This window comes from Bacteroidales bacterium, from assembly GCA_035342335.1.
GTDB lineage: Bacteria > Bacteroidota > Bacteroidia > Bacteroidales > JAGONC01 > JAGONC01.
Map to the genome: position 1 here is coordinate 41,527 of DAOQWY010000022.1, position 12,210 is coordinate 53,736.

12 protein-coding genes are annotated in these 12,210 nt (G+C 41.5%); 4 read left to right on the forward strand and 8 right to left on the reverse strand.

Translation table 11 applies throughout. The annotated features are described in order from the left end of the window. Window positions 1-101: 101 nt before the first annotated feature. The 3 genes from PKI34_10780 to PKI34_10790 are packed head-to-tail and all read left to right on the forward strand — an operon-like array spanning window position 102 to window position 4,281. The gene (locus PKI34_10780) at window positions 102-2,486 is read left to right on the forward strand and encodes a SpoIIE family protein phosphatase (protein ID HNS18294.1); all 2,385 of its coding nucleotides are present in this window, start codon (window positions 102-104) and stop codon (window positions 2,484-2,486) included. Window positions 2,487-2,525: 39 nt separating this feature from the next. Further along, window positions 2,526-3,956 (forward strand): aldehyde dehydrogenase family protein, encoded by a 1,431-nt coding sequence (locus PKI34_10785; GenBank protein ID HNS18295.1) that lies wholly within the window; start codon window positions 2,526-2,528, stop codon window positions 3,954-3,956. Window position 3,957: 1 nt separating this feature from the next. Then, complete coding sequence (locus PKI34_10790) at window positions 3,958-4,281, forward strand: STAS domain-containing protein (GenBank protein ID HNS18296.1); 324 nt, start codon at window positions 3,958-3,960, stop codon at window positions 4,279-4,281. Between the two features lie 148 nt (window positions 4,282-4,429). Here PKI34_10790 and PKI34_10795 read toward each other — a convergent pair whose 3' ends face one another. Further along, complete coding sequence (locus tag PKI34_10795; protein ID HNS18297.1) at window positions 4,430-4,561, reverse strand: hypothetical protein; 132 nt, start codon at window positions 4,559-4,561, stop codon at window positions 4,430-4,432. 50 nt (window positions 4,562-4,611) lie between these two features. Here PKI34_10795 and PKI34_10800 point away from each other — a divergent pair, with 50 nt between their 5' ends. Beyond that, on the forward strand, window positions 4,612-5,736 hold the full coding sequence (locus tag PKI34_10800; protein HNS18298.1) for a Fic family protein: 1,125 nt from the start codon (window positions 4,612-4,614) through the stop codon (window positions 5,734-5,736). Window positions 5,737-5,825: 89 nt separating this feature from the next. Here the strand turns inward: PKI34_10800 and PKI34_10805 are convergent, their stop codons facing one another. The 7 genes from PKI34_10805 to PKI34_10835 form a co-directional block, all read right to left on the reverse strand. Beyond that, window positions 5,826-6,233: an HIRAN domain-containing protein gene (locus PKI34_10805; GenBank protein HNS18299.1), complete on the reverse strand. Its 408-nt coding sequence runs from the start codon at window positions 6,231-6,233 to the stop codon at window positions 5,826-5,828. A 565-nt stretch (window positions 6,234-6,798) separates the two neighbouring features. Continuing rightward, entirely contained in the window at window positions 6,799-8,013 is a 1,215-nt protein-coding gene (locus PKI34_10810) for a tyrosine-type recombinase/integrase (protein ID HNS18300.1), read from the reverse strand. Window positions 8,014-8,018: 5 nt separating this feature from the next. Next, window positions 8,019-8,228, reverse strand: a complete 210-nt coding sequence (locus tag PKI34_10815) for an excisionase family DNA-binding protein (protein HNS18301.1) — start codon at window positions 8,226-8,228, stop codon at window positions 8,019-8,021. Between the two features lie 166 nt (window positions 8,229-8,394). Continuing rightward, window positions 8,395-8,640 carry a hypothetical protein gene (locus PKI34_10820; GenBank protein HNS18302.1) on the reverse strand — a complete coding sequence of 82 codons (246 nt, stop codon included), beginning with the start codon at window positions 8,638-8,640 and terminating at the stop codon, window positions 8,395-8,397. 63 nt (window positions 8,641-8,703) lie between these two features. Next, on the reverse strand, window positions 8,704-9,483 hold the full coding sequence (locus PKI34_10825) for a hypothetical protein (GenBank protein ID HNS18303.1): 780 nt from the start codon (window positions 9,481-9,483) through the stop codon (window positions 8,704-8,706). A gap of 398 nt (window positions 9,484-9,881) precedes the next feature. Further along, window positions 9,882-10,673, reverse strand: a complete 792-nt coding sequence (locus PKI34_10830) for a hypothetical protein (GenBank protein HNS18304.1) — start codon at window positions 10,671-10,673, stop codon at window positions 9,882-9,884. A 1,301-nt stretch (window positions 10,674-11,974) separates the two neighbouring features. Further along, the coding region (locus tag PKI34_10835) for a hypothetical protein (GenBank protein HNS18305.1) at window positions 11,975-12,210 on the reverse strand (236 nt) is incomplete at its 5' end.

Genomic DNA, 12,210 nt, shown 5'->3' on the forward strand with positions numbered 1-12,210 from the left:
TGTACGGTATGTACATTTTGCACCGGATCTCCTTATATTTGTAAAAGACTTTTTCTTTTCCAGCCAGTCTGCCCGTCCAAATTATCCTATACGGTTACTTCATGAAGATCGCAAAACAAAAACTGGCCTTTAAATTAAGTATGTACGTCCTGACAGCTGTTTTTGCAGTTTTCTTCCTTATTGTTGTATACAATTACAGAATTACCCGGAAGATTATCCTGGAAGAAGTCAGAAGAAGCGCTATAAATCTTAGCCAGAGCACCCTTTACCAGATCGAAAGTGTGTTGCTCCCGCCCCGTAAAATACCTGAAAATCTGGCGGCTCTTATTGAAAATGGTGCAATCGACGTAAATAACCTTCAAAACATAATGAAGATGCTTGTCATCCCGAACGATGAGATTTTTGGATGTTGCGTGGCTTTTGAACCGTTTTCATTATGGGATGATAAGGAATTTTATGCCCCATATTACTATCGCTCAGGTGATTCGCTGATTCTAAAAGATCTTGGGGAGAACAACTACAATTACACGACATGGGACTGGTACACGTTGCCCCGGGAAAAAGGCCCCTGCTGGGGAGAACCCTATTTTGACGAGGGTGGCGGGTACATCATGATGATCACGTACAGCGTACCGTTTTTCTCTACCGACGGCAGTCATAAATTCCGGGGGGTGGTTACCGTTGACCTGTCCATTCAGAAGCTGAGTGAAATGATCAGGACTTTGCAGGTTTATGAAACAGGTTATGTATTCCTTATTTCATCAACGGGCAAGTATATTTCACGTTCTGACTCCGTTGTGAGTCAAATCGACAATATCTTTTCCTATGCTGAAAAAAACAATCTGCCTCAACTTGCTGGGTTAGCCCGAGAGATGGTAAGCGGAGTCACAGGTTTCAGGAAATATTACTCGTTTGTGCGGAATGAAGATTACTACATTTTCTATGCGCCTGTAAAAAGCAATCATTGGTCAATCGCTATTGTGATCCCTGAGAAAGTCATCCTGGCCGATATGTACAGCCTGCATCAAAGAATTCTTTTGTTCGGCCTGATCGGATTTTTGATCATTCTGATCACCATCGTGATCATTTCCAGGAAGATTACCACGCCACTGGAAAAACTGGCATTCGCAACACGCCTGATTGGTTCCGGTAATTTTGATGCCGAGCTTCCCAGGATTCGCTCCAGGGATGAAATCGGACAGCTTTCCGACAGTTTTCTACAGATGCAGGGACAACTCAGGGAATTTATCCGGAACCTGGAGGAGGTAACTGCTGCCCGGCAAAAGATTGAGGGTGAGCTTAAGATTGCTTACGACATCCAGCAGTCCATTATCCCGAAAACCTTCCCCCCATTCCCACAACGATGTGATATGGATATCTATGCCTCTCTGGTACCGGCACTGCAGGTGGGAGGCGACCTTTACGATTACTTCTTTGTGCAGGATGAACGGCTGGCCTTTTGCATCGGCGATGTTTCCGGGAAAGGAATTCCTGCTTCCCTTACGATGGCCATTACCCGGACGCTATTCCGCTCCAGGACCCGTAAAAAGATGAATGCCAGGGAAATTGTCCAGGAAATGAATTCCGACCTTGCCGTTGATAATAACAAAGCCATGTTCGTTACCTTTTTTCTGGGATTGCTGAACATGAAAACCGGCGAACTGGAATACTGCAACGCCGGGCATAACTATCCTTACATCCTGAAGAAGAACGGAACGTTTGCCGGCTTGAAGGCAACGCATGGTGCACCACTGGGAGTGGTTTTTAACAGGCCGTACGATCATGACAAGATCTTGTTAAACGGCGGCGACCGCATTGTGCTTTATACTGACGGGGTAACTGAAGCGATGGACCGGGAAGGGGAGATCTACGGCGAGAACAGGCTGGAGGAAATTCTGTCAGGCCCTTGTAAAGAAGCGACAGTAAAGGAAACAACCCAGGTGATTCTGGAGAGCATTGCTGAATTCACAAAGGGGGCAGAACAATCGGATGACATTACCCTGATGGTTTTATCCTATGGCCTGACAGAGCAAAAAGAAACCTTCCAAAGGGCGATGAAACATAAAATCTCCATTCATAACAACATGTCTGAACTGGAGCGGCTCAATGCCTTCCTGGAGATGACAGGGGCTGAGTGGGATATTGCCCCTGAACTTTTGTTTCAGCTGAATCTGGCATCCGAGGAAGTCGTTTCCAACATCATCCGATATGGCTATAAAACAAAAACGGCCAGGGATAATATCCTGGTGGAACTAGCATTGGGAGACAATCACCTGAAGATATCCTTTACTGATCATGGCGCTGAGTTTAACCCTCTTCAGGTGCCTCCACCCGATGACCTTGACAAGCCGGCAAGGGAACGCAAAGCGGGTGGCCTGGGAATTTACCTGATCAGGAATTTGATGGATGAGGTGGATTACCAAAGGGTAAATGACTGCAACATACTGATCCTTACAAAAAAAATTCCATCTTCCGAACTGCAGTGACAGCCTAAACAAACAGAAGACCCACCAAATTGAAAAATTATGAATGACTTTGAAAAAATGGCCGATGAAATGCTCGAAAAAGCGCAGATCGCTGCGGCTGTATTCCAGCAGCTTAACCAGAAAGAAACCGACCGGATCGTCGAAAAAGTATTCCATGCGGGTTTTAATGCCCGGGTGAAACTGGCCAGAATGGCCCATGAGGAAACCGGCATGGGCAATTGGCAGCATAAGGTGCTCAAAAATGTAATTGCCACCCAACTGGTTTATGAGAGCATAAAAAACATGAAAACGGTTGGAGTCATCTCCGAAAACCACCTGACAGGAATCACGGAAATAGCGCAGCCTTTAGGGCCGATTTTTGCCATTGTCCCTGTCACCAACCCAACTTCGACCGTTCTGTATAAAACATTGATTTGCCTGAAAAGCCGGAATCCTGTAATTTTCAGTGTGCACAGGAACGCCATCAACGCCGGAAAGGAGGCGGTCAGGATCTGTTATGAAGCCGCACTGAAAGCCGGCGCCCCGGACGACTGTCTGCAGATCGTACAGGAACATTCACGGGAGCTTACACATGCCATCATGACCCACCCAAAGCTGGCGCTGATCCTGGCAACAGGCGGAACAGGGCTGGTCAGGGCCGCATACAGCTCCGGGAATCCTGCCATCGGCGTTGGGCCGGGGAATGTGCCGGTGTTTATCGACAAAAGCGCCGATATTCCATTTGCCGTAAGCAGCGTGATCTCTTCAAAGACCTTTGACAACGGCACCATCTGTGCCAGCGAGCAATCCATCGTAGTGGAGAAAAAAATCTCCGGAAAGGTGATGGCGGAATTTAAAAAGCAGGGAGGCTATTTTCTCAATCCTGAAGAGGTAAAAAAACTTGAGAATGTAGCAATTGATCCGTCTTCCGGCGGCATGAGTGCGGCTATTGTCGGCAAACCGGCAAGATATATTGCAGATCTTGCCGGGATCATGTTGCCCGAAAACGTTCATCTCATGCTTGCCCCGCTGAATGGCATTGGCAAAGACTACCCGCTTTCCGGCGAGATACTGGCTCCGATCCTGGGCTATTTTGAATGCGACAGCTACAACGACGCCATCAAGACCTGCATCGACCTCAATTTCCTCGGCGGCATCGGGCATACTGCCAGCATTTATGCGAACGATGACAAAAGGGTTATCGAGTTTGCACAGATCATGAATGCCGGCCGTATTGTGGTGAATACCCCATCATCACAGGGAGCCGTCGGCTGGACCTACAATACACTGGCTCCCTCGCTGACACTGGGCTGTGGAACGGGCGGAAAGAACATTACGACGGAAAACATCTCGGCCCAGCACCTGATCAACATCCAGCGTGTCGCCCGCCGAAGGCCCAATTATAGTTTCCATAATTTTGATCTGGATAGGTACAATTCGGAAAAATTCACCGGGAAAAATCTTGATTCAGCGTATTATAAAAATCAATGACATGTTAGAATTTAATTTCAGTAAGCCCGAGAATAAGCTTGTTTGCTTCATCAGCGGAAGAATGGGTACCGAGAACAATGAGGCTTTCCTTTCCAGGGTCACGGATATGGCAGGCGAAAGCAAAAAGACACTTGCAAATCCGGCAAGTTTGAAGGTCTGTTTCGATATGAAGGAGGTGACTTACATTGCATCCTCGTTCATTCGCTCATGTATTGTTGTTTCACGCCTGGTGGAAGATGGCAATTTCAACATTATCAACGCTTCGCCTGTCATAAAGAAGACCTTTAAGATTGCAGGTTTGGATGAATTGCTGAAGGTAAAATAGATGTACCGAGCAGTCTTTCAATTTACCTGGTCCGTTTGAGTGATTTCCACAGATCCTGGCGCGTTTCTGGCGTGGCGGAAATAGGGAGCGAGGTGACGATGGAACGAGGTAACGATGGAACGATGGAGCGATATTCGAAGGGTTCTTGTTATTCCGACAGGAAAAGGATGAAGGAATGGATGCAGATCCCTGCTTGGCCGGGGATGACTTCTGCCGCGCCGCTTCCTGACTTCTCCTTCGTCGTGCCCGTTATCCCCAACGTAGTGAGGGTTTTATTCAAGAAATCGGACAAAATCTTAAATAATGATTATCTTTGTTTAAAATTTCATGATGAAAAAGTTCAAATCGGGACAATATAGAAGTCAGGGTTATTATAAAAGCTTCCAACCAGAATTGATAAACAAACAACTGCAAATCGACAATATGGAAATATTGCAGTTATTGAGCAAGGCAGACAGAGAACTGGGCAGGTTGGATATGTATTCAAAATACATCCCCAATATTGACTTATATATAAGCATGCATGTTCTGAAGGAAGCAACTCAGAGTAGTAAAATTGAAGGTACTCAGACAAAGGTGGATGAAGCTCTTTTGGATAAAGAGGATCTGCCATTGGATAAACGCGATGATTGGGAGGAAGTTCAGAACTATATGAAAGCTTTGGAATGGGCTGTTGGAAAATTAGTAGAATTACCTTTCTCATCAAGGCTGATCAGGGGGGCTCATCAAATATTGCTGCAAGGAGTAAGAGGAGAAAAAAAACAGCCTGGTGAATTTAGGGTCAGTCAAAACTGGATCGGAGGGGCAACAATTAATGATGCCATTTTCGTTCCCCCTGTCTACACGTCGGTGCCGGAATTAATGAGTGATATTGAAAAGTTCACGCACAATGAAGAACTTCATATACCAGAACTCCTGAAAATTGGACTGATTCACTACCAGTTTGAAACTGTCCACCCCTTTCTTGATGGAAATGGAAGAGTTGGAAGATTATTGATCCCATTGTATTTAGTAAGCAAAGGAATCCTTCAGAAACCTGTTCTGTATTTGTCAGACTTTTTTGAAAAAAACCGAAAACTTTACTACGATAATCTAACAACGGTCAGAGAAAAAAATGATTTGGGACAATGGTACAAATTTTTCCTTGTCGGCATCACCGAAACTGCAAGGAATGGAATAAAAACATTTGATTCGATCATGCAGTTACAAAAACAAACCGACTCAGACATTCAATCATTGGGAAGCAGGGCATTAAAAGCCAAAAAAGTAATTGATTATTTGTACAAACGACCCATGATTGCCGCAGACAAAGTGAGTGAGATCGTATCTATATCGATGCCGTCATCCTATAAACTCATTTCTGATTTAGAGAAAACAGGTATTTTAAAAGAAACGACAGGTGGCCAGAGAAGTAGAACATATGTATTTGAAAATTACCTAAAAATATTTAGATAAAGCCCATTGCTGGATACGCCGATTTTTTTGACCACCTCAGTCCGGCCTCTGCAATTGCGACATGACCACACCAGTTTCAGCAAAAAATCTTATGCAGCATCCCAAAGGTAATACAGCTCCATTTTTACACTGCCACCTGGAAAACTGAGCGGATCAATCTCCAATATTCTGGCCTGCACATTCACACCTTCATCCATTAGCCGGGCAATGGGCTTATTTCCTGAACGGGGAACATAACCGAGCTTGGCATCACCCGACCAGATTTCAATGGCGTTGCGGTCATAACGATTATGAGGTTCGCGGTTCAACTTAAGAGGCATACCGGCTTCAAGAAGCGACTCAGCATCAGGCCCGTCATAATACTGGAATCCGGCGATAAAATCCACTCCGAGCCTGACCTTTTGCTTCACACCGGATTTTGAAACTACTTTGTCAGCTGGTACAAGGACACCAGCTGCACCGATCAAAATACTGCTTAAAAAACCCTTTCGGTTCATGGGGTAACATTTAACGTCCTGGTCACATCAGGATAACTAGAAAAATTGGATGGGAAATAACGGAATTTAGAACGGCATAAAGTTAACTAATTTCTTTGATATTAACAATATTATTTTTTTTGGGGCTTGCGGGAATGGAATACTCTGATGAAGGGGGTGAATGGGATATTTGTTATTTCGCCAGACAGGGGACGAGCGTTTCTGGCGCGGCGGAGAAATGTAGCGATAGAGCGATGTAACGATGTAGCGATATTCGAAGGATTCCTGAGTTTAACAAATGTGCTGGTCGAATCCCCTAACCTACTGAAAATCAAAAATCAAATATCTGTTAATCGTTCATCATAAATCAAAAACCAGCGCTCACACGCGCTGGTTTTTTCAGGTCTCCCCGGTAGGATTCGAACCTACGACCCGATGATTAAGAGACAATTAATTGATTATCAATTATTTATCCTCTGTTTTCCTTCCCTTGTCTGGACTTACTTTTAAATTGGGATTAATTTAAACCATCCACTTTTTTTCCCTATTTTTCTAAAATCCTGGCGCGTTTCCTGGCGCGTTTTTTTCAGTAGATATTTCTATTGATCTCAAAGGTCTTCTCCATATCCAGACTATCCAAATAATGTTCCGTTACTACCGAATTACTATGACCCATCATCTCCGCTATTACATCTATGGATATCCCGTTCCGTTTTTGTGTCGAGGCATAACAATCTCTGGCCGTTTCTAATTTTAGTGGATTTGAAAGATTTAATTTCTTCTGGATCTCCAAGAGACGCCTGTTTATTTGTACCGCCAATTTATGACACCGGTTATCCAATGTATAATCCTCACACCCATCGGTTATATGGCCTAATATAAATGGGCTGTCTTTATCACCAATCTTTTCGATGAGCTCCGCCAATTTCTCCGTTACGGGAACCACAATCTGTTTTTTATTGTTCTTGCGCGTTGTTTCCGTTTTCCGGCGAAAGAAAATGATGAATTTATCCTGATGGATATCATTCCAGCGCATCCGCAAGGCGTCCACAAAATTGATCCCGTTACAACGATACAAGAACAGCCAGAGATCCCTGGCATATTCTTGGGCAGGGTCATCAAAATCATCGAATTCTACCACCTGTTTGATTTCATCATCTGTCATTACATCTTTTTTCGGCCAGAAACTTTTGACGCTGTATCCGCCTCTCCCAAATGGATATTCGTATGTGCGGGGGATGATCTTCTTTTCATTCAGACAATAGTTTATCACCCGCCGCAAATCCCTTGTATATGAATCGATGGTACTCTGAGAATTACCCGCACGCAGTCTATCTTTTTCATATTGTTTTAGAAATTCTGGTGTAATATCCCATATGGTCATTCCTGGCTGGTATTTTTCCAATATCTGGCCTACGTTTCGAAAATGGATACGTGTATTGTTCTTGATGGTTTTAACATTGTCCAGGAAATATTTGAACAAATCCTTCATCAATAGTTTATCGCTGGGAACTTCCGGTTCTTTGGCGAACAACAATTCACGGAATTTCTTTGGCTCGAATGTCCGCATACCATTGAATATCCGTTCCGCTTTGGCGACATAACCAGCACAGGTCTCACGGAACTGGATACTATCTTCATCCAGCGCTTTCCTTATAAATACGGATTGATATTGTTGCTTGGTCATCCTTCCAAGAATAACATAGTTGACCTGGTTCACATCAACAATACGCAGGGATAAATTGTATGTGTCCCCTTTTTTCTTTACTCGCTTATCCAGCACAATATTGAATGTCGCCATCTTCTTTACTGGATTTTTGGTAATTGCGGTAGTTCATCCTCTATCCTACCGCCATTTAATACCCATCGATCAATCTGCTCCCGGTCAAATAATGTCCGTGTCCCAATCTTGATATGGGGAATGGTATTCTTGCTCACCATTTTGTAGATGGTGCTCCTTGACAGGTTGATATACAACGGCAAGGTCTGCATGGTGTAAAATCGTGTTTCAATCATATTCTTTTATTTTTATTTTCTTCTGTTATTACTCGTTTTTATAAATAATAAAGAAAAAAATCCTAAAAACAAAATTTTTGATCAAAAAAATGGGGGCCAAAGTAAAAAAAATTGAGTATTGATGCGGGTTTCAGAAGATCATATGGAAATAATGATTGGCAGATGGTCATTCTCCCCCCCTACCCAGGAAGCTCCAGAAGACCCGCTTGAAGTCCCCCCTTGTATCCTCCATTAATATATGTTTTCCTTTGTTTGTATGGGGTAGAACAATGTCCTTCCAAAAATTCTGGCCAATTTTTTTACCAAAACCGATAACATCCCAAAACGCCGGAAAAAATTTTTGGCCGAAAATTTTGGAAAAATAGATGGACAGGATTTGAATGATTGGCGTTGAAATAATGGTCATCATCATTTCGATATCGATAGTACGCCAGGGTATACCAACAAAATAATATGGAATTCCTTCAAAATGAACTTACAACTCAATAAAACCAAATAATTCTGTGGCAGCTTCCAAATCAGGTATAGTAATTTCTCTGCGATGCTGATTATCACCCTCTCCATCAATGAATTTAAACTCAATTATTTCATAAAATAATAATCGTTCATGTAAATATTCAATATCCCAAAGACATTCTTCTTCATCATTATATAGACCCATCTTGTCCTTAAACATTAATGAACGAATTTCCTCATTTGAAAGAGTACATTTGTAATCTTCATTATTTTGAATATAGGTCAGTAGATCCAAATAATAATCAAGCTCCACTGGAGTCAGAAAATCTAATTTGGATATACAAGACATTAGGACATCTGTCCAGCCATCAAAGAACACATAATCTGGCTCTATATAACAATCGGGATCTTTTTGTTTTGATAATAATTCTATAGAAGTACGCTCAATGTGATCAATATCAATTTTTATCTCTATTGTACATCCTTTAGATAAAAACTTCTCTTGATTGGTCTGTACTTCCTTCAGGCTACAGAAATAGTTCATAGCGTTGGTGGTGAACTTCTCCACATTTACCCAGGGTCTGAACCTTGAATTTACGAACTCCTCAAATGATTTTTGCTCAATGCCGGGATCAACTTTGGATAAATGTGAATACTTATCGACTAGCTCCTTTAAAGTATTAAGTTGAACAACAAATTCAAATGACCCATATCCTTGCCTTTTATCTGAAAGATGAATGTTGATATAGATAATAGGATTTTCTATCTCCTTTTCTAAATTATTGCTTGTTTGTTTCATAGTTAATTAGTTTTTGAATTTATGATACTTTATTACATTTTTTAAAAATATATATAATTTTTGCGTAATAAAAAAATTTTTAATAAAATATTTTTTCAGGATTTGCTGATTGGAGGCGGAATCCAGCGTTTTTAATGATTTGAGAGGGGTTGTAAAAATGAACCCCCCAATGGACATCATCCGGTGAGTTTTGGCAACACCGGATAATAAATGAATGTTGGAATACCAATGGCCGTACTGGCGAGTTCTGGGCCAACCAGATTAAGCCTAATTGGATTTTAGATATAGTAATTGTTTTATCCAAATATCTTCCCTTCGCAAAATTCATTATCTGCGCCCATCTATCGGCAAATTCGCCAATTAACCGGCCATATGATAATACCGATTGGGTGGATCTATCAATTTCCATCTGCTTCAGAATTGATTTTAATAACACCATCTACTATCTCAGGATCACAGATACCAATCTCGAAAATACTTATAACATCATCTTCGTCTTGGGAATGTTTAATTGTTATGAATTCATAAACAAAAAGATTCTCCAAAATGGACTGAAATAAATGTTTATCATTATCACAAATACCCCCCTTTTCATATTCACCGGCCAAGAACCATTCGTACAATTCATCATCTGTCATTAGAAATGAATTATTCTCATTCTCGTGTGCCAAACCGACAAAATTGGTGAACACCCTTTTTTCATTATTATCCAGCAGGGAATATTTGGACCTGAAGGATATTAATATTTCTGAATTTCCAACATATTGGGAGCGGTCAGGAATGGAATAATATTTAATCAAACCCTCGGGCTCACTATGATAGAATTTGGATTGGGTATGATCATCAACATCTATATTCAAAACAAATACATTTCCTTTATCCACCATTTGGCTGAAGTCCCGTTGAAATTCTGGCATGGAACATAAATAATGAACCACACTACGGGTGAATTTCTTTAATTGGATCTTGGGCCGGAACCGGTCTTGCATGACCTGGTTATATAAAATCTCTTCCATATATTCCCATTCATTGGATCTTTCGATATGTTCGGCCAGCGTTTCGTTCAAATAATCAAGATCCACCACAAAATCAAATGTGCCGTAATTTCTGTATCTATCTGAGAAGGCGACATTGAGAAAAACAAAGGGGTTATATGAACCCTGGATTGAATTATTAGTATTTGTCATCATAATAATATGGTTTTAAAAAAATATATATAATTTTTGCTTAATAAAAAAATTTTTGCTAAAATATTTTTTCGCTTTCGCTTATTGGGGGCGGGATTGGAGGATTTTATACGCCAGCAGGTGGACGAGGTACGAGATGAAATGTGGTTTTTATACTTTTATTTATATGCACTCGTATTTCAGTATACTGATTTTCGACTGCTTCGAGTTCCTGTTTAAAATGGACTTTTATCTCGTACCTCGTCCACCCCCCTTATAACATTTCAATGGGGATATCTTGTCATATTGTTCCCGGTGACCTGTGGCGACACCGGATGATGAATGAATGTTGGATACTATTAATGAAAATGGCGAATTCTGGGCAACCCGGTGAGACCTGGGGACATACCATCAGTATGAATTCAAATTCCAGTGCTCCTTCCAACACAAAAAGGGGAAATTGAAAAGTACTATTAATCCATTGGATGAACTTTTCCCAAAAGATATGGCTCTATCAAGCAATAAGAAACTAAAATGGAAAATGAAGATGGGGCGGGAAACTTGAAGTGTTGTCCTTGATTCTTTTTCTTATAAGATTAATATAATATGAAATGGCAAGGGGTAGGATCAGGATGATAACAAGTGAAAAGATTAAAAGATCTCCATCCCTGGCATTTCCTGTTCCCGCATAACAGGAGTTCCATATGATCATCGCCATTAATAAAAAATACCGGTTCATTACCTTCTTTTATGTTGAATCGGTGAATTATTCCATTTCAAAGACTTATACTACAAATGTAGCTTATTTCTGGATTATTTCTCCTTTACTGATAATGATTTGCCAGTTGATATTGAAACAAAAATCTTCTCCCTTTTCTCCCCCTCCATTCTCTTCTTTTTTACTTTAAATAATCATTTGGGGATAGCCAGATAATAATTAAACCCGGCTACAAATAATACCAGGGGTGGACGAGTACGAGAGAAAAACCAGATTTAATAAACTTTTTCTGGACAACGGGGCCAGGTACCCCCCCACTGGATCGGCTCCGGACTTCCACGTATTTGTGCAAAAACATCAATTCCTCTCGTCCACTCGTCCACCTCTAGGTTAAAAATGAATTCCCCAATGGACATAATCCGGTGAGTTTTGGCAGCACCGGAGCGATAATGAATATGGAATACCAATGATTAAACTGGTGAGTTTTGGGCCAACTGGATTAAGTCTGGAGGTATACCAGCCCATATCGCTAGTTGGCCATCCCCAAAATCCATCAAGAAGAAAAAAGGGAGGGGGGGTGAGCGGAATTGGGGGGGAGGGTTTGGATTTAAATCCTTTTCTCAATACCCAAACCATTGGAATGATTATTCTCTACCAAAAAGTTGAAGTGATTTTTCTTTTCCCGATCTTCTGGAACAAGTTCTGGATTCTGATATCCGCCTTGCTTAATTGGAATTTCATTAAATAAATGATCAATGTAATACGCCAGAGCCCATTTTCGCCCACTGGCATTTCCGCCCTGAACCAAACCGGTACCACTTCCTGAAATAAAATGATGCCACC